This window comes from Nocardia salmonicida, from assembly GCF_036142455.1.
In the GTDB taxonomy this organism is placed as follows: Bacteria; Actinomycetota; Actinomycetes; order Mycobacteriales; family Mycobacteriaceae; genus Nocardia; species Nocardia salmonicida.
The window spans coordinates 5,717,553-5,738,434 of sequence record NZ_CP108014.1 but is presented as its reverse complement, the minus strand read 5'-3'; the positions used below and the strand labels follow the sequence as shown (position 1 = coordinate 5,738,434).

Genomic DNA, 20,882 nt, shown 5'->3' with positions numbered 1-20,882 from the left:
CTGTCACCAGGCACAAGGCGACCGTGCGACCAAATGAGGTTGCGCAGGATGGCAACATGGGACCGGTGAGTCCTCAATCGCCGCATGTGTCCCCGCGCGTTCTCGAGCAGTCGACCAAACTGCAGAACGTGGTCTACGAGATCCGTGGGCCGGTACACGCACAGGCAGCACGGCTGGAGGCCGAGGGCCACCGCATTCTCAAGCTCAACATCGGCAACCCTGCCCCCTTCGGTTTCGAGGCGCCCGATGTGATCATGCGCGACATCATCGCCGCGCTGCCGTATGCCCAGGGGTACTCCGAGTCCAAGGGCATCCTGTCGGCGCGGCGCGCGATCGTGACCCGCTACGAGCTGGTACCCGGCTTCCCGGAGCTCGATGTGGACGACGTCTACCTCGGCAACGGGGTGTCCGAGCTGATCACCGTCACCATGCAGGCCCTGCTCGACAACGGCGACGAGGTGCTGATCCCGGCGCCCGACTACCCGCTGTGGACGGCCATGACCAGCCTGGCCGGCGGTACTCCGGTGCACTACCTGTGTGACGAGGAGAACGGCTGGCAGCCCGATATCGCCGATATCGAATCGAAGATCACCGACAAGACCAAAGCCCTGTTGGTGATCAATCCGAACAATCCGACGGGTGCGGTGTACTCGGCGGAGGTGTTGCAGCAGATCGTCGACCTGGCGCGCAAGCATCGGTTGCTGCTGTTGGCCGACGAGATCTACGACAAGATCCTCTACGACGACGCCAAGCACATCTCGCTGGCCTCGCTCGCCCCCGACCTGCTGTGCCTGACCTTCAACGGCCTGTCGAAGGCGTATCGGGTGGCCGGTTACCGCTCGGGTTGGCTGGCGATCACCGGGCCCAAGGAGCACGCGGCCGGTTTCCTCGAGGGCATCGATCTGCTCGCGTCCTCGCGACTGTGCCCGAACGTGCCCGCTCAGCACGCCATCCAGGTGGCGCTCGGCGGACATCAGAGCATCGAGGATCTGATCCTGCCCGGCGGGCGGCTGCTCGAGCAGCGCGATGTGGCGTGGGAGCGGCTCAACATGATCCCGGGTGTGTCCTGCGTGAAGCCGCGTGGCGCGCTGTACGCGTTCCCTCGGTTGGACCCGAATGTGCACGAGATCCACGACGACGGAAAGCTCGTCCTGGATCTGCTGTTGCAGGAGAAGATCCTGATGGTGCAGGGGACCGGGTTCAACTGGCCTGCGAACGATCATCTGCGGATCGTGACGTTGCCGTGGGCGCGAGATCTGGCCGTGGCGATCGAGCGATTCGGCAACTTCCTGTCCAGCTACCGTCAGTAGCGATACAGTCGGCGCTCACTTGTAAGGGCTTTGACCAGTGAGTTTTCTGGGCTCGGGCCAGGATGGCCATCCTGGTATCGCAGGGAAAACCGACTGTGAGTTCGGAATGTTGGATGTTATGAAGATCTACTAGTGCAAAAGTCCATCTTTTGTGTACAGTAGACCTCGGCGCTTCGGCGCCCTGGCCCGGTTGTCTACCCCCCCTGGACAACCGAGAGCCTTAAGGTATGCGCGCCTACCCCCCTGGGCGCCTGCCTCCGGCGGCGGAGACACCCCCCTGCTCTCCGCCGCCGCACAAACCCGCCTCCCCGGGCCTAGGTCAGACCTAGCCCGGGGAGGTTTTTGTATGCGGCCGGGGGTCTGATCTTCGGCCGAGTTGGCCCGTCCCGGGTGAGCTACCCATGTTCTTGCGCGATCTGGTGTTGCGAGGGTGTTATTGAAAACCGCAGCCTTTAAGCTCTGGGCGTGAGCGAGCATCATCACCATCACGACCATTCCGGGCCGATAGCCATCAGTGACACCGCGGCGAAGGTGGTTGTCGGGCTGCTGGCGATCATCGGGGTGGTGGTGTTGGTCGCGACGGTGTTCCTGTGGCCGAGCGCGCAGCACGTCGAGATTCCGTTGCCGATGCAGACCATGTCCGGCGGGGCGGTACAGACCGAGGCCGGAACCGTCGTCATGCAGGACATCGGGGCCTGCGGGAGCCCGTCGATCGGGAAGGTGTTCGAGGACAAGCCGGAACCGCCGCGGGTCGCCTCCTATACGTGTCAGCGCAGCATCATCGACATCAGGACGGGACCCGACGAGGGCAAGAAGACGCTGTTCGAGATCGCGCCGGGGCCGGGGCAGCCCGATCTGCGGGCGGGCGACAACATTCGGGTGGTGCGGGCCGCGGATCCGGCCGGAGTCACCATGTACGCGTTCGAGGACTACGCGCGCGGGCTGCCGTTGACCTTGATCGTGCTCGCGTTCGTCGTGGTGATCTGTGTGGTCGCGCGGTGGCGGGGATTCCGGGCGCTGGTCGGGTTGTGTTTCGCCTTCGCTGTGGTGGTGATGTTCCTGTTGCCGGCGCTGCTCGACGGGAAGTCGGCGATTCCGGTGGCGCTGGTGTCGGGGGCGCTGATTCTCTATGTTGTGCTCTATCTCGCGCACGGGGTGAATCTGCGGACCAGTTCGGCGTTGCTCGGAACGCTCGCGTCGATGGTGCTGGCGGCGGTGCTGTCGTGGGTGGCGATCGAGGTCACCCATCTCACGGGGTTGTCCGAGGAACAGAACACCAACGTGGCCACCTACATTCAGCACGTGAGCATCACCGGGCTGCTGCTGGCGGGGTTCATCATCGGATCGCTCGGTGTGCTCAACGACGTGACCATCACGCAGGCTTCGGCGGCCTTCGAACTCGCCGCGCTCGACGAAGGCGCGACGCGGCGGGAGATCTTCACCGCGGCCATGCGGGTGGGGCGCGATCACATCGCCAGCACGGTCTACACGCTCGTGCTCGCCTATGCCGGTGGGGCGTTGCCGCTGCTGCTGCTGTTCAGTGTGGCGGGGCGGTCGATCACCGATGTGCTGACCGGAGACGCGGTGGCCATCGAGATCACGCGCTCGGCGGTGGGCGGTATCGCGCTGGCGTTGTCGGTGCCGTTGACGACGATGATCGCGGTGATGTTGGCACGGCCGTTCGGTGCGAAGACGGCCGCGGTGGCGCCCGCGCGGGCCAGGCACGCTCGGAACTGATCCTGTTCGGATGCCGGGCGGTGTCCAGCTGGAGGGTTACTGACCGGCAGGTGGGAAGCCGGGTAGGGCCACCGGGGGCAGAGTAGGCAGCACCACCGGGGGCAGGCCGGGAACCACGGTGAAGGTGTTGGGACCCTGGGATGGTGGCGCGTCGGTGGTTTCCTCGACTCGGCGCGGATTGACCGGTGGGGCCGCGGCGGTTTCGTGTTCGGCCTCGGTGGTCGCGACCGGCGCCGTCGACGGACTGACCGCGCTGGGGCGCGGGGGAGTGGTCGCGGGGACGGCCTGCGAACCGTCGCTCGACGAACCGCGCTCGAGCACTTCGGGACCGTAGCCGAGGCCGAGGCCGATCGCGGCGACGACCACCAGCGAACTCACCGTCAGCACCGCCACATTCAGTTCGCGACGGGAATGAGCCCGGTTGGTGAGTGCGCTGAGCGGGCGGCGGCCGCGGGTGGGCGCGGTGAGCCAGGCGGGGGTCGTGTCGTCGTGTTCGTCCATCGGAACCGGCGCCGGAGCGACGGGCGCCTGCTGGACCTGGGCGGGGCGGGCGAGCAGCGCGGCGCCGCGGGCGAGCGCGGTCTCCGGCTCGGCCGGCACGATCACCGGCACGCCGATCGTGCGCTCGAGCACGCGCGCGATCAACGGAATCCGGGCGCCACCACCGAGAACCATCACCGCCTGCACCGGATGCTGCGCGCGGATGATGACATCGCGGGTCATCCGGGCAGACGACTCGATCGCCAGCATCATCAGCGCTTCGAAGTTCTCCTGCGTGAGCAGAACCAGGCCCTGCTCGCTGGGCAACGCCACCGCATTGCTGTTGGACAGCTGCTCCTTGGCGGCCCGGCACAGCGCGTCGAGGGCGGCGAGGCCCGCGGGGTCGGCCGGATGCGCGATCCGGCCCGAGGCGATCTGCTGCTCCCTGATCAGCGAATCCAGGTAGTCGCCGCTGATGTCGCTGATCCGCTCGCACTGGTACACATCGCTGGTGCGGGCGTTGATCACGCTCACCGTGAGACCGGAACTGCCGAGGTCGTAAACGGCCAGGGTGGACACTTCGCGCATATCGCTGGTGGCGTGGGCGAAGTTCACGGCGGCAACGGCTTCGGGCACGAGCTGATAGTTGGTGAGCTGGCGCCGTGCCATCGCGGCGCGCACCGCCCTGGCCTGCGGCTCACTGCGGAAGGTGATGGTGGTGGCGGCGATCTCCGGCGACGCGGCCAGCGTGGCGGCGATCGCGTCGGCGGCGGTCTCTTCGGCCTGCTGTTCGGGCATCGGGATCGATTGCAGGTCGAACGAATACGGCGGAACGGAACCGTGTGGGCCGCCGTGCTGCGGACGCGCGAGGCGCACCGTCCCGGCCCCCACCGAAATTCCCAGAACCGAACTCATCCGCTGCCCATCTCGTCCGTGCTGCACGACATGCGAGGACTGCGATAACGCGGACCGAAATCCGCTCCAGCCCCCGCTTGGCTCGTTACTCTACGGGGTGCCGAGTCCGGCGTATACCCACCCGGCCGCACGCCAGGTTGCGCTGTCCAAGCAGTTGCGACCGTCGATAATCGAACGGGACCGTACCACCGGGTCGAGGTCGGCCGGCGTCAATGCGGTGAATTCGTTCCACTCGGTAAGGACCAGCACCACATCGGCGCGATCACAGGCCTCCGAGACCGAGGTGGCGTAGTTCAACGTGGGGAACACGCGGCGCGAATTCTCCACGGCCTTGGGGTCGTACACGGTGACGACGGCGCCGTGCAGCTGGATCATCCCGGCCACATTCAGGGCCGGTGAATCGCGCACATCGTCGGATTCGGGTTTGAAGGCCGCGCCGAGAACCGCCACGTTCGCACCCAGCAGGGAACCGCCGCAGGCGCGGGCGGCCATGTCGACGACCTTCGTGCGGCGGCGCATATTGATGTTGTCGACCTCGCGCAGGAATGCCACGGCGTGATCGGCGCCGAGTTCGCCCGAGCGTGCCATGAAGGCGCGGATGTCCTTGGGTAAGCAGCCGCCACCGAAACCGAGTCCGGCATTGAGGAATCGGCGGCCGATGCGGGCGTCGTAGCCGAGCGCGTCGGCCAACATGGTGACGTCGGCGCCGGTGGCCTCACAGACCTCCGAGACGGCGTTGATGAACGAGATCTTCGTCGCCAGAAAGGCATTCGCCGAGACCTTCACCAGTTCGGCGGTGGCCAGGTCGGTGAGCAGGAAGGGGATCTCGGCGGCGATGAGATCGGCGTAGATCTCGCGGATGTGTTCCTCTACCCACGCCGAGCGTTCGCGGGCATGGTCGAGACCGAGAACGAGGCGATCGGGGCGCAGGGTGTCCTGAACCGCGAAACCCTCGCGCAAGAACTCGGGGTTCCAGGCGACCTCGACGTCGACCTTCGCTTGCTCGCGGGCCCGAACGCCGAGGGCAGCGGCGGTTCCCACCGGCACCGTGGACTTGCCGACGATCATCGCCGGGCGTTCCAGCATCGGGGCGAGCGTATCCACCACCGCGTGCACGTATTTCAGGTCGGCGCCGTACTCGCCCTTCTTCTGCGGTGTGCCGACACCGAGAAAGTGCACGTCGGCGTGGGCTGCGGCATCTTCGTAATCCGTGGTGAACCGCAGGCGGCCGGTAGCGAGATTGCGTTGCAGCACTTCCTCGAGCCCCGGTTCGTAGAACGGCACCACACCATCGGCCAATTTGGCCACCTTGCCGGGATCGACGTCCACCCCGACCACGTCGTGTCCCAACTCGGCCATACACGCTGCATGCGTGGCTCCGAGGTACCCCGTTCCGAAGACTGTGCATCGCATAGTTCTGTTGGTAAGCGGCGCGCGTGGCTACGCCGCGTCAGCGAGGCAAGAGGGGGCGCAACATCTGGTGTACAGGGGGAAACGCCAGCGAGGGTGATCCGTGCGCGGGGCTCTCACCTGCGTAAACGAGAAAGTCGGTGGGTGCACGGTTCGGATCGTGGGCCTGCACTCGCAGCGAGCCGCTCGGGTGTGTGGGGGTTGGCATAATCGGGCGGGATCGCACGAATACCCCATCGGGGATGGAGCATTGACTATGCGTCGGGTCCTGTTCGCCACGGGTGGATTGCTGGTCGTGGTGTTGATCGCGGTGGTCGCGCTGTGGCCGGTGTATGTGCGGCCGCGCACGGACGATCCGCAGGTCGCCGATGCGATTGTGATCCTCGGTGGGGCACACGACGGCCGCGAACAACTCGGGCTGCGGTTGGCCGCGCAGGGGTACGCGCCACGCGTGCTGGTCTCCAACCCCTATGACCACAGTCCGATGGTGAATCGAATCTGCCACGGGGGCTACAGCTTCGAGGTGATCTGCTTCGACCCGAGTCCGCGCACGACTCTCGGTGAAGGCCGTGAACTGGCGCGCCTCGGTGCCGAGTGGGACCGCGTCATCGTGGTCACCTTCACTCCGCACGTCTCCCGTGCTCGCTACATCCTCGGAAAATGCTGGGACGGGGAGTTGTTGTTCGTCGATCCGGAGCCACAGCTGTCGCCCGTGCGCTGGGCGTGGGACTACGTCTATCAGTCGGCGGGGTTCGTGAAGGCTTGGTTCGCCGATTGCTGATGGCGCCGCGTTCGGCAATCGGGGGACGCGAAAGGCCCCGCTCCGAAGAGCGGGGCCTTTGCGGGAAACTGTGGAGGAGCCGATCAGTTGGCCGGAGCGGACTTCGGAGCCGGCGCAGTGACTGCCTGCGGCTTGTCGGCCCACACGGTGGTGCCGTCCGGAGCCTGCATGATGTTGAGCAGCTCGAAGCCGGCAACCATCATCGTCGGACCACCGATGGCGATCATGCCGAGCACTCCGCCGACCGCGGCACCGGTGCCGAATCCGGGAACGCAACCAACAACCGGAAGAACGAAGAAGCCGATAGCGCAGCCAGCGATGGCGCCGATGGCGGTGCCGACGAACGTACCGATGGCGGTGCCGATGCTGAACTTGCCTGCGAAGTCGTTGATCGCCTTCTGGTTTTCCTGAGCCGAGGCGATCTCCTGCCCCTTCATGACCGGCTTGACCGCGACCGGGTTGGCCGCCACGTCTACGCCTGCCGGCTTCTCCGGGGTCAGCGAGAGCACGGTGGAGTCCTCGGCAACTTTGACAGCGGTCGGGATCTCCGCGCCGTTGATCGCGAAGGCGATCGGCAGCGCCACTACCACGTCGCCGCGGGTGTCCTTGATCTCGGCGAATTTGGTCTTGGGGGCCTCTGGGGTCTCGCCGGCCTGCTCGACAATCGAGAAGGTGCCGTTCTTCACGGTGGCGACGACAGTCTTGTCGACCAGCTTGACCGAGTATTTGATGTCCTGCGGTGCCTCTTCGGCATGAGCAGTGCCCATGGCAACGGTCATCGCCCCGATAACCAGCGCGGCAGCCGCAGTGGTCCTACGGAAGTTCATTCAGGTTCCAATCCATCAGGTGTGGTGCGTAGTGCGATCGAGCGACACGCGAGACCCGTCAAGCAGGGCATCCCTATGAGATGTCCCCTACTTCTCCCCGAGCAGTGTGAAGACCGGCACAGCATGCAGAACAGCTGGAGCTTAATGTACTGAATCCCCTGAGGCCAGAAGGAATTTCGGCGGGGCTAGTAAGCCTGACCTTAGCTTCACCGCAGTTCACGGACGGTTTACGGTGTTCAACAGTCGCTACGGGAACCCCGTAGCAAACAATTTTGTGATATTGCTCACAGGCAAACCACAGGTCAAGTCGCAGTAAACGAGGTCAGGGCGCAAAAGCCGAACCTACGGTGGACAGCGGTAGTTACTGGCCGGTAACTTAGTGGCGGTTACGATACGAGCAAATCGGGCGAGGTCTCCTCGCTCAGAACCTCGTGTTGCCTCGAAAGAAAGGTCGCGACATGAATGCCCTGACTATCACGTTGGGCACGATTGGAGCTGTGCTCAGCCTGTTCTGTTGGGCGTCGTTTATCGGCGGCGCTTGGAACATCGGCAAGGCAGTCACCATCGGCCAGACGGCCCCCGACCGTTGGCGACCGTTCTTCCCGCGGTTCAAGAACATGTTCATCGAGGTCGCGGCCCATACGCGGATGAACAAGTTCCGCACCGTCGGCTGGGCGCACTGGCTGGTCATGACCGGCTTCATCCTCGGCGCGATCCTGTGGTTCGAGGCCTACGGCCAGACCTTCGACGGCTCGTTCCACTGGCCGATCATCGGCAACTGGGCGATCTACCACCTCGTCGACGAGATCCTCGGTATCGGCACCGTGATCGGTATCGGCACGCTGATCATCATCCGCCAGCTGAACCACCCGCGGATTCCCGAGCGCCTGTCGCGTTTCAGCGGCTCCAAGATGGCCCCCGCCTATGTCATCGAGACGATCGTCTTGCTGGAGGGCCTCGGCATGATCTTCGTCAAGGCCGGCAAGATCGCCACCTACGGACACGGGCACGCCGGCACCGACTTCTTCACCATGCAGATCGCCAAGCTGCTGCCCGCGAGCCCGACCATGGTGTCGGTCTTCGCGTTCATCAAGCTGATGTCGGGCATGGCGTTCCTGTACCTGGTCGGCCGCAACATCACCTGGGGCGTGGCCTGGCACCGCTTCTCGGCCTTCTTCAACATCTACTTCAAGCGCAATGCCGACGGCAGCGTCGCGCTGGGCGCGGCCGCGCCGATGGTGTCCAACGGCAAGGTTCTCGACATGGAGAACGTCGACCCCGAGGTCGACACCCTGGGTGCGGGCCGCATGGAGGACTTCTCCTGGAAGGGCTGGCTCGACTTCTCCACCTGCACCGAGTGCGGTCGCTGCCAGTCGCAGTGCCCCGCCTGGAACACCGGTAAGCCGCTCTCGCCGAAGCTGCTGATCATGTCGCTGCGCGACCACGGTTACGCCGCCGCCCCGTACCTGCTGGCCGGTGGCCGCAAGGACGCCGGTGGCGACGAGGTCGGCCTGGTCGATGCCGACGGCAAGCCCGATGAGGCCGCGCTGGCCAAGATCCCCGAGGCCGCTCGTGCGGAGGCGGAGCGTCCGTTGGTCGGTGGCGAGGATGTTCTCGGCATCATCGATCCCGAGGTGTTGTGGTCGTGCACGACCTGTGGTGCGTGTGTCGAGCAGTGCCCGGTCGATATCGAGCACGTCGATCACATCATCGATATGCGCCGCTACCAGGTGTTGATCGAGTCGGAGTTCCCGTCCGAGCTCGCGGGTCTGTTCAAGAACCTCGAGAACAAGGGCAACCCGTGGGGTCAGAACTCCAAGGACCGGCTGAACTGGATCAAGGAAGTCGATTTCGACATTCCGGTCTTCGGTAAAGACGCTGACAGCTTCGACGGCTACGAGTACCTGTTCTGGGTCGGGTGTGCCGGTGCCTACGAGGACCGGGCGAAGAAGACGACCAAGGCCGTGGCCGAGTTGTTGGCGACCGCGGGCACGAAGTTCATGGTCCTCGGTGCTGAGGAGACCTGCACCGGTGACTCCGCTCGCCGCGCAGGCAACGAATTCCTCTTCCAGCAGTTGGCGTTGCAGAACATCGAGGTCATCAACTCGGTGTTCGAAGGTGTCGAGCAGTCCAAGAAGAAGATCGTTGTCACGTGTGCGCATTGCTTCAACACCCTCAACAACGAGTACCCGCAGGTCGGTGGCACCTATGAGGTCGTGCACCATACCCAGTTGCTGAACCGGCTCGTGCGCCAGAAGCAGTTGGTTCCGGTCGCGACGGTCTCGCAGAACATCACCTATCACGATCCGTGCTATCTGGGTCGGCACAACAAGATCTACAACGCTCCGCGTGAGTTGATGGAGGCGTCGGGCTCGACGTTGGTGGAGATGCCGCGTCATGGTGAGCGGTCGATGTGTTGTGGTGCCGGTGGTGCTCGGATGTGGATGGAAGAGCAGCTCGGTAAGCGGATCAATGTCGATCGGGTCGATGAGGCGTTGTCGACGAATCCGACCAAGATCGCGACGGGGTGCCCGTTCTGTCGGGTGATGCTCAACGATGGTGTGACCGCGCGTCAGGAGCAGGGCCAAGGCGAGGGTGTCGAGGTTGTCGATGTCTCGCAGTTGATGTTGGACTCGATCACCCGTGTCGACGCAGCCCAGTTGTCGGCGAATCTGGTTGTTGTTCAGGAGCCCAAGGCCGAACCCGAGGTGGAGCCGGAGCCGGTGGCCGAGGTCGCGACCGCGACTACCGCCGCGCCGAAGGCTGCTCCTGCTGGTGGCGGTCTGGGGATGAAGGGCGCCGCGAAGGCTCCCGGTGGTGGTCTCGGCATGAAGGGCGCCGCCAAGGCTCCCGGTGCCAAGGCTCCTGCGGCTGAAGCTGCTCCCGCGGCCGAAGCCCCCGCAGCCGCTCCGGCCAAGGGTCTGGGCATGAAGGGTGGAGCGAAGGCTCCCGGTGGTGGTCTCGGCATGAAGGGCGCCGCCAAGGCTCCCGGTGCCAAGGCTCCTGCTGCTGAAGCTGCCCCTGCTGCCGAAGCCCCCGCAGCTCCTGCGGTCAAGGGTTTGGGCATGAAGGGTGGAGCGAAGGCTCCCGGTGGTGGTCTCGGCATGAAGGGCGGTGCGAAGGCTCCCGGTGCGAAGGCTCCGGCCGCTCCCGCTCCCGCTCCCGCTGCGGAAGCTCCCGCCGCCGAAGCTCCTGCTGCTGAAGCCGCTTCCGCACCGGCCGCGCCGGTCAAGGGCCTCGGTATGAAGGGCAAGGCGAAGGCTCCGGGTGCCAAGGCAGCAGCTCCGGCACCCGCTGCACCGGCTGCTCCGGCAGCAGAGGCGGCTCCGGTGGCAGAGGCGGCTCCGGTGGCAGAGGCGGCTCCCGCCGAAGCTCCTGCCGCTCCTGAGGTTTCGGCTCCTGCGGAATCCAAGCCGTCGGTTCCCGCCAAGGGGCTTGCCATGAAGTCCGGTCTGAAGCGGCCCGGCCCGAAGGCCCCCGGCACTGCTGCGGCCCCGGCTCCCGCTGCCCCGGCCGAACCTGCGGCTCCGGCTGAAGCTGCGGCTCCGGCTGAAGCTGAACCTGCGGCCGAGCCGGAAGCCCCTGCGGCGGAGTCGGCCACCAAGGCCGAGCCGACCAACGGCAATGGCAACGGCACCTCGGTGGCGCCGCCGACCGCCAAGCCCGGCGGTCTCGGGTTCAAGTCCGGTGCGAAGTCTCCGGGTCGCAAGAGCTGACGACTGGACACCCCAGTGAGGCGCGGATTCTCAGGAATCCGCGCCTCACTGTTTTTCTGCGTATGTCCTCGCGCAAGGTGGACCTATGGCCGTGAAGGACTAGTTCGCCTAGGTCGAGTCGGTGGTCTCAGCTCAGCACTGGTTGGGTTCTTCGTTCTTGACCACTGACAGCACGGCTTCTCCCTCGCCGATCGGTGTTCCCGGTGCGGGCTCCTGGGCTACGACGGTCCAGTTGCGGTCCATGACCTGGGCTCGGCCACGTCCGCTGGCGTCCGTGGAGCGGGAGAAGAACACTCCTGCCGTCTGGATGGTGTTCTGTGCCGCCTGGAGGTTCATGCAGACCACTGCGGGCATGATCGCGGTCGGTGCGGCGGCGGTTGTCGGGGCGGACGCCGGCGTGGTCGCGGGGGGTGGTGCGATCGTGGGTGTGTCGGTCGGAGCGGCGGCTTGGGCTGTGGTGGGTGGGCGCAGTGTTGTTGTCGATGGGGCGCTCGGAACGGTCTCGGGTGCGCAAGCGGTGATTGCTGCCAGCATCGCTGCCGCGATCATTGCTGCTTGCGCGTGGCGTGGTGATGGAAACGCTTTCCCCGGTGAGTGATTCATGTCTGAAGTCCCCTGCTCACAGTTGCACTGACGGTCGGATGGCCGGTGTGCGCGACTCCCCCCGACAGGAGCGCTGGGCGAGCGTATATCCGGGGTGGGGTGTGGGAGGGGAGTACTGGCAAGTAGTGGGCAATCTGGGTTAGGGGGCTTTGTTCGGTAGTCCCAGGAGGGTTGAGGCTGTGTTTATTGGAGCGCTGGCGCGCTCGAGTCGCGGCCCTGAGGGGCCGCCGGTTAGGCGCCGTTGCTTGCTCCTTCGTCGCCTACGCAACGGCGCCTAACCGGCGACCCGGCCGCGACCGGCCACTTCGTGGCCGCCGCTCCCTATGGGTCGCGGGTTCGGGGTCGGGTGTGCGGTCATGGCGGATTCGGGGTGTGCGGTGTGGTGGGGCTGGGAGTGCGGTTGTGGGGGCTTCGGGGTGGGTGGTGTGGTTGGTGTGGTCAGTGAGGGCAGCGTGGGCCTGGGGTGAACCCACTGAGCACTGACGCCAAAAAGGCCGGTAGCGGGAGTGCTACCGGCCTTTTTGGGGCTGCTCTATGCCTACATGGTGGTGATCAGTTGGTGCGGACCGCCAGGCCGGGGTTGTCCGAGAGGACGACGGTCAGGGGCTGGGCGAACAGCTGGGGGGTGTCGCCGGTGAGGGCGCCGATGATGTTCGGGATCTCGCAGATGGGGAAGTCGGCGACCGAGGAGGCGCTGGAGATGCCGAGGGCCAGGCGGCCGGTGACGATGGCGCCGCCGGAGTCGCCGGGGAGGGCGCAGATGTTGGCCGAGAAGCTCTGGGTGAGCTGACGGTCGCCGACCTGAACGGTCTGGTCGACGCCGTTGATCACGCCGCAGCTGAAGCCGGTGCGGGCACCGGACTTGCAGACGGGGGCGCCGACCACGGGGGTGGCCACGCCGTCGACGGCGATGGGGGCCTGACCGGGGATGCGGACCAGGTTGTTCTCGAAGCGGGCACGCGCGTTGTCGTTGACCCGGATGATCGAGTAGTCCTGCTCGCCGAGCACCGACTTCTGGAAGGTGCCGAGCTGGGCGCCCGCACGGTCGCCGTTGATCTCGTACACGGCGGCGGCGTTGCCGGTGCCCGCCGACTCGATGTCGGGGTTGCAGTGGCCCGCCGAGATGTTGATGACGTTGCCGGAGCGGTCGGTGCCGTTGAAGCCGAGCGAGCAGCGCAGCGAGCTACGGCCCACGATGGAGGCGTAGGCGTCGCCGCCTGCCAGCGCGCCGTTGCCGTCACCGGCGATGGGGGTGGCGGACAGGTCGACGCGCTCGCCTGCCACCGGCGGAGCGGTGACGATGACGCGGGAGGGGTCGATGAAGCTGGGCAGCGGAAGCCCGGCCTGCTGCACGCGGACCGCGATCGAGTTGTTCACGGTGTCGACGACGACGCCACGCACCAGCGCGGAGATCTCCGGCGGCGCGGCGGCGAGCCAGTTCTCGAAGGCGGTCTTCTCACCGCGCAGGGTGGACTCGCTCTTGGCGACGTTGCGGACCTCGAAACCGGCCGACTGCGCGGCTTCACGGGCCTGGTCGGCGCCGGGGCCGTGCGACAGCGCGACGACGGCGTTGCCCTGGTCGCTCAGCCAGGAACCGGCGAAGACCTGCGGGAACTGACGCTGCGCGGTGGTGGAGAACGCGGCGACCTGCTGCGCGACATCGGCACGGCGCAGGTACTCGTCGGGGGAGATCTTCAGATCGCGGGTGACCGCCTCGATGAGCTGGGCGGGCAGGTCGGCGGGCGCGGGCTGCGCGTCGGCGACCGCCATCGTGGGGCCGAACAGCAGAAACGCCGCCGAAGCGGCGATCATGGATTTCCGAGCTCTTCTCGAGCTTCGCGCGGACGGGGTACGACCCATACGTGGCAGGAGCATGGTCCGAACTATATGGGCTCGAGCGACTTATGCCTACTCGGACCGGGCAAGAGATTTCGCTCACCCGGTCCGGTCGGTGATTTGTCCCCGCTCAGCCCGCGTTGGGCTTGGTGCGCACCATGATTCCGCTGCCGAGCCCGCCGCCGGAAGTAGCCTCGATATCGGCCAGGATGGGCCGGATCGGGATGCCGAGGGAAGCGGTGCCGCCGTAGGGGGCGAGCTGGGTGTTGGCTTCGGTGCAGTTGGGCGCGCCGGAGGCGTTCGAGCCGCTGGTGATGCCGAGGGCGAGCGTGCCCGACACGATGGCGCCGCCGCTGTCGCCGCCGAGGGTGCAGGCGGTGCTGGCGAAGCCGCGGATCGTCTTGCTGACGCCCGTCTCGGTGAACAGCTGGGTCTCCACGTGGTCAGCCGAGACGAAACCACAGGTGAAGGTGGAGGACTGACCGGTCTTGCAGACCGGCGCGCCGGTGACGGGTTCGGCGGTGCCGGTGAGCGTCAGGGTGGTGCCTTCGGCGCCGCGCACCCGAGGCTGGTCCATGCCCGCGTTCACCGCGCGCTCGTTGAGCTTGATCACCGAGTAGTCGAGCGAGGCGGGCCCGCCGAGCACCGAGCGGGCGAACGAGCCGACCTCGGGGCTGTTGGGGATATCGCGCACGTTCGGTACGTAGACCGAGGCCGTGCCGCCGTTGTCGACATTCGGGTTGCAGTGGCCCGCGGAGATATTGAGCGCGTTACCCGCGGCGTCGGTGCTGTTGAACCCGAACGAGCAGACATCCACGCCGCGCAGGTCGGCGTCGTGCAGGTCCTTCTTCGCGGTGATGTAGGTGTCGCCGCCCATCGGCTTGTATTCCACCGGACCACCGCCGCCGGGTGAGAGCACCACCTTGATGGTGGCGATCAGGGTCGGCAGGTTGAGCATGTGGCCGGTGCCGGTGTTGGCCACGTTGAGCACCAGCTGGCTGTTGAGCGCGTCGATCGCGATCGAGCTGATCGGCGCGGAGATGGCGGGCGGCAGGCTCGCGACCCACTGACTCAGTTGCACCAGCGCGCCTTCCAGTCCACCGGCCGAGATCGGCGCGAGGTGGGTCTGGTAGCCGGCGGCGGTGACGAGCTTGCCCGCCTCGGCGTCGGTGGTGGCGACGACCGCCTTGCCTTCCGGCGTGAGCCAGGCGCCGGCGAAGGTATCGGGGTTGGCGGCGCGGAAATCGGTCGCGTAGTCGCGCAACTGCTGGGCGCGCGCGGCGCGATCGAGGTACTCGGTGGGGGTCATCCCGAGATCACGTGACAGCGCGGTCACCAATTCGCCGGGTAACGCGTCGGCTGAAAGTTGTAGTGGCGCAACGGGTTCCGAGTACGCGATACCGGATCCGAGCAGGGGTGCGAGTAGAACAGTCGCAGCGAACCCGGCGGAGGCTGCCTTGACCGCGGCGCGACGCGCCACCAACTTGCGCATGAAATCCCTTCGTCGACAACCAGTGACCGAGAACACCGCCGGCGGCGATCATGTCGGTCAGCGCATCACTCTAAGGCACGCTCGCTCAGCTGGCTCGGTTACCGTCCGGCTGCTGGATTCAGCGCTGACCCGGGATGGTGAGAGGCGCGGGGAGATAGCCCGGTGGGTAGGTCCCGAAGGGCGACCGCGGACGGCTGGTGGTGGGGCTCGGCGTGGTCGTCGGCGGGGTGGTGGTCGGTTCCGGGGTGGTCGTCGGCGGCGCCTCGGTGGTGGTCGTCGGCTCCGGCTCGACGGTGGTGGTGACCGGCGGGGTCGATTCGACGACCGGCGGTGGGGGCGGCGCGGGCGCCGAGGTGGGGGTCAGCGTTTCCGGGCGGGCATCGGAAATCGTGGGGGGCTGGGTGGTTTCGGCGTCACGGATCAGCACCGAGACCGCGACGCCGCCGAGCAGCAGGCCGATGAGCGCTGCGGCGGCGATCAGCAAGGGGGTCTTGCTGCGGGCGGGCTTCGTGGCGGGCACCACCGCCGGCTCGGCGATCGGGGCGGGCGCGACCGGCGCCATCGCCTTCGTCGGCAGGGGGGTGACCGGCAGCGCCGCCGAGTACGCCTGCGCGGTCACCACGGGCGGCTCCAGCGCGGGCATCACATCGGTGGCGACCGTGGCGTTCTCGGTGACGATCGGATCGGGCGGGGTCGCGCCCGCCGGGGTGGCCAGCACCGCGACCAGCGCGGCCTGGGCGGCGGCGTTGGCGTAGGTCTTGCCAGGATCGGCGCCGTGCTCGGGCTGGGGCAGTTCGTCCTCGCCGAGCAGGGCCACCGACTTCAATCCCAGATAGTCCAGTGCCTCGCGCACGCCGCGCACGACCTCGGTCGACCAGCCGGCGGGATGGGTCGCGTAGAACTCGGCGGGACCACTGAGGTGCTCGGTGGTGAGATCGATCAGGCAGAACATGGCCGTCGCGAGGAGATCTTCGGCGCGATAGGCCTCGCCGCCGTCGACATCGACACCGGCCGGGTCGCCGATCGCGCGCACGAATCCGGCGATCGAGTGGGCGTGCCCGGTGGGCGCGGGTCCGCCGAGGGCGGCGTCACCTTCGTCGGACATGTGCAGGACCGAAGCACGCTCGATGACCTGAACCGTGCCGTCCTCGGTGACCACCGCGGCGATGCATTCGTCATCGGCGATACGCAGGCCGACCCCAGTGGCCATCGGCGGTACACCCCTCACTTCGGCATAGATCGTCCGCGCGAGTCACACCAGCAGTTGGCCGTGTCCCATCGCGCGCAGCATTGACAGTAATTCCGATCGTGAGCGCGCGCCTATTCGACGACGGATTCGCGCGACGTGATGCTCGACGGTCTTCGCGGAAATGTACAGCCTCGCGCCGATCTCGCGATAGGTCAGACCGAGCAGTACCAGTTCGGCCACCTCGCGTTCACGGTCGCTCAGTGCGCTGGACTCGCTGGTCAGCGGCGTGAGACCCGCGGTTACCTGCGGCAGCGGTTGTGCGGTCGGTCGTGGGGGCTCGACCGGCTGGGACTGGGTGCGCACCGACCGCGCGAGTTTGAGCAAGGCCGTCGCGGTCGTCGAATCACCTGCCGCGAGAGCGGCCTCGCTGGCCAGTCGGGCGGCGTCCCAGGTGAGTCCGAGTTCGGCCAGTGCCGACACCGCGGCCTGCACGTCGGCCGCGGCCACCTGTCCGCGCAGCACGAGCAACCAGGTGCGCCCGGCGTCGGCGAGCACTGCGGCCTGCCGGTCACCCGCTTCCGCCGCCGTTTTGAGTGCATGGGCGTGAGGCAGCAGCGCGCGAGGTGACTCGTCGGCCAGCGCGGCCTGTACCCCGTACCAGTGGAAGGAATTGGTCCAGGCGGGGGCGCGGCCGAGCTTGCGGACCAGCGCCCGCGCGGCGTCGACGAGCGGTTCGATCCGGCGCACATCTCCCATGCGGATGCCTGCCAGCCACAGTTCGCCGATCGGCAACAGGCTCAACAGGTCGGCTTCCAGCTCGTCGAAGAGGGGGCAGGCCGCCTGCCACGCGTGCGCCAGGGCGGCGTGGTCGCCGCCGCGGCGGGCAAGGCCCACGGTCAGGGCGTGGGCGAGAAGCTGATCGCGTGGCGCGAGGGTGCGAATGTCGATGTCGGCGAGGGTGCTCGCGGCGCGGCGTTCGTCGCCGCCGAGCAGCGCGGTCCACGCGGTGAGCACCGGAAGCTGTCGGCTACCGCCCATGCCGGCCGCCCGGCGCAGCGCGTCACCGGCGCGGCGCGGCTCGCCGCTGCCGAGGCAGAGCAGGGTGGCGATCGAGACGGCCGAGCAGGGCAGGTAGCGATCGTCGCCGGTGTCGGTGTTGCCCGCTTGGATCAGCGCGGAGATCGCCGCGGCCGTGCCCGCGCCGTGCGGGTCGAGCGATTCGTCGAGCGCGCCCGCGATCAGCCGAGCCCCGGCGTCGGCCTCGGTCGGCGGCCAGTGCTGTGCGGAGACCGACATGCGCGCGGCGGCGGCCTGGTCACCGGCCAGGTTGAGGACCATGGCCGCAGGTGCCCAGTCGGCGCCGACTCGCTCCGGTCCGAGCCAGTTGTACAGTCCCGCCGCGCGGCTCACCAGGCCCCGACGGGTGAGCACGCCCGCGCAGATTCGCACCGCAGCGACGAGTTCGGTTCCGGGGATGTGCTGTGCGGTCAGCAGCGGTTCGGCCAGGCGGAGGGCGGTGTCGGTGTCGCCCGCGTGCGCGGCGGCCTCGGCCCAGCGCACCGCGATCGTCTCGACCGCGGCGCCCGCCGCGGCCGCGGCCGCGTAGCAGCGGGGAGCCTCGTCCGACTTCTCCGCAGTGCGGCAGAGGAACTCCGCGAGCCGGGCATCGACCACGCCGGACTCGGCCAGGATCAGCGCCGTGCGGTCGCGGAGCAGGCCGGCGTCGAGGCGCGCGGTGAGCAGCCTGCGTTGTACGTCGACATAGCGGCGATCGCCGAGCAGCGTCCGCAGCGGAGCGACGGCGGGTGAGAGGAGTAGGTCGGCATCGGTGACCAGGGCGCCCGCTCTGGCACGGTCGATCAGCTCGTGCGCGGTGGCGGTGTCGACGCCGAGCACCTCGGTGAGTTCTGTCGCGTCCAAACCGGTTCCGGTCGCCGCGATGACCAGCGTTTCGAGCAGCTCGGGTTCGACCGCTTCCAGCAGCGACCGCGTCCAGGCGGTGACGGACTCGTTCACCGCTGTCTCGCAGGTCTCGAGCGAGGCCGAACGGGCGCCCATCAGCGCCGCGACGACACCGCCGGGAATCCCCGCGGTCAGCTGATGGATGTGCGAAGCGAGCGGCTGGGACACGGCCACGCCGAGTTCCCTGGCGAACGAGGTGATGTGGGCGCTACCCAGTGCGCGCAGATCCACCGTGCGGCCGTTGCGCGCCACCGCGTCGGCCAGCGCGCGCAGCCGGGGATCGTGTGGGCGCGGCTGGGTGGTCAGCACAACGGAGCGTTGTCCGGTCTCGATGGCGGCGCAGAGTGCGCGAAGCTCGGCGTCGCTGTAGCGATGGATATTGTCGGCGACGAGCACTGCCCGGTCGCGAATCTCGGTTTCGACCTGATCGGCCGTGGAGTCGACCATCGGAATGCCGCGGCCACGTAGATGCGCTCGGACGGCGTTGAGCAGGAACGATTTTCCGGTGCCCGCTCGGCCGCGGATCAACAGCAGCACGGTCTGCTCGTCGGCGGTGTCGAGTGCGCGGAAAACGGTTCGGGCGTTCGGGAAAGTGTCGTGAGCGATCTCAGCCACCATTTCCTCCGAGGACCCGGCCCGGCAGTTGCGTTCCCGATTCGAGGGTCTCGCCGACCGCGCCGCCTACGTCGTCGAGTAGAGCGCCGGGATCGACCTGGATGGTCGGAACCTGCGGCTTGGTCGGGGCGGGCGCGGGCGCCGGAGCGGGGGCAGGTGCTGGAGCGGGTCCCGGTCCCGGCGCGGGCGCAGGGGCAGGTGCCGGGGCCTGCCCGGCGGGCGGCGCCTGCGCCGGTTGCTGCGCGGCGGGACCTGGTTGACCAGCGGTCTCCGGTGTTGCGGTCGCTGGTGTTCCGGCGGCGGGGGCGCCACCGGCAGGCGCCGGAGTTCCCGCAGCGGGCGTGCCGCCAGGAACGCCGGCGTCGGTCGTGCCGACCGGGATCACGCCCGACGGCGTCGCGGTGCCGGTCGCGCCTGGCAAAGCCGGGTCGGTGACGCCGGAGTTCGTGGTATTCGCTGTCCCGGCCGTGCCGCCCGCGCTGGTTGACGCGGGTGCGCCGGGAACCAGTGGAGCGTTGCTGGTCGCGGCGGGTCCGGTGGGTGAGAACTGAGTGGCGCCACCGAGCGCGAGGGTGCCGGTCGCCAGCGCGGCCATGGTCAAGGCCGCGGCCGCGACGATCGCCGAGCGTTTGGCTGTGAACATCTTGGTTCGAACCGGTTCCGCTGGTGGCAGTGCGAGCACCTCGACGGCCGGGGCCACCGCCACCGACGACGATGCCACCGCCACGGCCGGGATGGCCGCGGTGGGCAGGCTGATCGCGGCGATATCGAGGGCGATCTCGGCCGCGCCGAGTGCCGTGCAGGTCGTGGGGTCGGCACACGCGATCACCGGCAGGCCGAATTCGGTGGAGATCAGCTCGGCTACCAGGGGAATCGCGCCACCGCCACCGGTGAGCAGCACCCGACCGACATCGCCGAGGGTGAGGTCGGCACGGCGGACCGCGTCCTGGAGCAGGCTCATCGAGCCGAGCAGGGTCGGACGCAGCAGATCCTCGAGTTCGCCCCGGGTCAGCCGCACCTGTTCGGTGTGCACGGAGGGGCTGAGCATCCCGACCGGAATCGCCGTCGCGGTATTCCTCGACAGTTCTTCCTTCGCAATTCTGCAGCGCTCGCGCAATGCCGACAATTCCGCTTCGACAACCGGATCGAATGGATCGATGTCGTTTCCACCCAGGGCATTTGCCAGCACATAGCGCATCGTCAGCAGATCGAATTCGGAACCGGCGATCGCGGTGCTGTGCACCGGCGTACCGAGGAGTCCGGCCTGCTCGCCCGTGCGCAGGACCGTCACCGTCGATCCGCTCGCGCCGAGGTCGTAGACGACCAGCGCGCCGTCGTCGAGCGGCCCGTTCTCGATCTCGTATCGGCGCACCGCGGCCAGCGGCTCGGGCACCAGCGTCACCTCGGGCAGGCCCGAGCGCGCGAGTGCCGACCTGGCGGCCTCGACGGTGACCTCGGGCCACCATGCCGGGTAACACGCGACGGTGGTCGCCGCGTCGTCGGATTCGGCGGCGGCGGAGCGGAGTTCGGCTGTCAGCGCGCGGGTCGCGGCGGCGAACAAATCGGCTGCGTCGTGGGTGGAACCATCCGCTGCCAGCAGGTCCACCGGATCGCCGACTCTGGACAAGTAATCGTCGATTACTACTCCGCGATGGTGGCCGGTCGTGTCGGCGAAGCTCACCGATCCGTCGGTGCCGAGCCGCAGCGCGCTGCGGTGAGTGAGAACGGTGGCCCCGGCCACGTCGCCTGTCGTGGCCGCGGCAGCCGAATTCACCGCTCCGACAGTGGTGCCGAGCGCCAGACGCTCTGTCATTGGACAACCCCGTTCGCAGGACTTCCGGTGGACCGGTAAACGCTTGGGTAGAGCGAGATCGCCGAGGGCGGGCGTCCCATCCGATCTGTCGGTTGCTAGGGGGCAGCTGTTACCTGCGGTGGGGGAAGTATGGGGAAATTCCCCTAATCCGCGTCGGCCCCTAATGGGGTGCGTTCGGTGGGAACTAGGTATTCGC

14 protein-coding genes are annotated in these 20,882 nt (G+C 67.6%); 5 read left to right on the top strand and 9 right to left on the bottom strand.

What is annotated here, in order from left to right:
- Nucleotides 1-56 precede the first annotated feature (56 nt).
- Both OHS03_RS26885 and OHS03_RS26880 read left to right on the top strand, forming a co-directional pair.
- Entirely contained in the window at nucleotides 57-1,310 is a 1,254-nt protein-coding gene (locus tag OHS03_RS26885; RefSeq protein WP_328657929.1) for a pyridoxal phosphate-dependent aminotransferase, read from the top strand.
- A 465-nt stretch (nucleotides 1,311-1,775) separates the two neighbouring features.
- Entirely contained in the window at nucleotides 1,776-3,047 is a 1,272-nt protein-coding gene (locus OHS03_RS26880; RefSeq protein WP_062987774.1) for a YibE/F family protein, read from the top strand.
- A 36-nt stretch (nucleotides 3,048-3,083) separates the two neighbouring features.
- Here OHS03_RS26880 and OHS03_RS26875 read toward each other — a convergent pair whose 3' ends face one another.
- Nucleotides 3,084-4,442, bottom strand: a complete 1,359-nt coding sequence (locus tag OHS03_RS26875) for a DUF7159 family protein (RefSeq protein WP_328657927.1) — start codon at nucleotides 4,440-4,442, stop codon at nucleotides 3,084-3,086.
- 90 nt (nucleotides 4,443-4,532) lie between these two features.
- Nucleotides 4,533-5,855 (bottom strand): UDP-glucose dehydrogenase family protein, encoded by a 1,323-nt coding sequence (locus OHS03_RS26870; protein ID WP_056823524.1) that lies wholly within the window; start codon nucleotides 5,853-5,855, stop codon nucleotides 4,533-4,535.
- A gap of 253 nt (nucleotides 5,856-6,108) precedes the next feature.
- Here OHS03_RS26870 and OHS03_RS26865 point away from each other — a divergent pair, with 253 nt between their 5' ends.
- Nucleotides 6,109-6,633, top strand: coding sequence for a YdcF family protein (locus tag OHS03_RS26865; protein WP_063005130.1), 525 nt, complete (start codon nucleotides 6,109-6,111; stop codon nucleotides 6,631-6,633).
- An 83-nt stretch (nucleotides 6,634-6,716) separates the two neighbouring features.
- Here the strand turns inward: OHS03_RS26865 and OHS03_RS26860 are convergent, their stop codons facing one another.
- Complete coding sequence (locus OHS03_RS26860) at nucleotides 6,717-7,460, bottom strand: DUF8020 domain-containing protein (RefSeq protein WP_328657924.1); 744 nt, start codon at nucleotides 7,458-7,460, stop codon at nucleotides 6,717-6,719.
- Nucleotides 7,461-7,918: 458 nt separating this feature from the next.
- Between OHS03_RS26860 and OHS03_RS26855 the strand changes: the two genes are divergently transcribed.
- Nucleotides 7,919-11,176, top strand: coding sequence for a (Fe-S)-binding protein (locus tag OHS03_RS26855; RefSeq protein ID WP_328657921.1), 3,258 nt, complete (start codon nucleotides 7,919-7,921; stop codon nucleotides 11,174-11,176).
- Nucleotides 11,177-11,308: 132 nt separating this feature from the next.
- Here the strand turns inward: OHS03_RS26855 and OHS03_RS26850 are convergent, their stop codons facing one another.
- On the bottom strand, nucleotides 11,309-11,512 hold the full coding sequence (locus OHS03_RS26850) for a calcium-binding protein (RefSeq protein WP_328657919.1): 204 nt from the start codon (nucleotides 11,510-11,512) through the stop codon (nucleotides 11,309-11,311).
- On the opposite strand from OHS03_RS26850, the gene OHS03_RS26845 reads away from it, so the two are divergent.
- A complete protein-coding gene (locus OHS03_RS26845) occupies nucleotides 11,511-11,774 on the top strand; it encodes a hypothetical protein (RefSeq protein WP_328657918.1) in 264 nt (87 codons plus the stop codon). The genes OHS03_RS26850 and OHS03_RS26845 overlap by 2 nt on opposite strands.
- 557 nt (nucleotides 11,775-12,331) lie before the next feature.
- Here OHS03_RS26845 and OHS03_RS26840 read toward each other — a convergent pair.
- From OHS03_RS26840 to OHS03_RS26820, 5 genes are all read right to left on the bottom strand, one after another.
- Entirely contained in the window at nucleotides 12,332-13,591 is a 1,260-nt protein-coding gene (locus tag OHS03_RS26840; protein WP_056823508.1) for a S1 family peptidase, read from the bottom strand.
- A 154-nt stretch (nucleotides 13,592-13,745) separates the two neighbouring features.
- Nucleotides 13,746-15,107: a S1 family peptidase gene (locus OHS03_RS26835; RefSeq protein WP_328657915.1), complete on the bottom strand. Its 1,362-nt coding sequence runs from the start codon at nucleotides 15,105-15,107 to the stop codon at nucleotides 13,746-13,748.
- A 118-nt stretch (nucleotides 15,108-15,225) separates the two neighbouring features.
- On the bottom strand, nucleotides 15,226-16,317 hold the full coding sequence (locus OHS03_RS26830) for a hypothetical protein (protein WP_328657913.1): 1,092 nt from the start codon (nucleotides 16,315-16,317) through the stop codon (nucleotides 15,226-15,228).
- A gap of 42 nt (nucleotides 16,318-16,359) precedes the next feature.
- Entirely contained in the window at nucleotides 16,360-18,876 is a 2,517-nt protein-coding gene (locus OHS03_RS26825) for a LuxR C-terminal-related transcriptional regulator (RefSeq protein WP_328657911.1), read from the bottom strand.
- On the bottom strand, nucleotides 18,866-20,686 hold the full coding sequence (locus OHS03_RS26820) for an Hsp70 family protein (RefSeq protein ID WP_328657909.1): 1,821 nt from the start codon (nucleotides 20,684-20,686) through the stop codon (nucleotides 18,866-18,868). The genes OHS03_RS26825 and OHS03_RS26820 overlap by 11 nt, the downstream gene beginning before the upstream one ends.
- Nucleotides 20,687-20,882 lie beyond the last annotated feature (196 nt).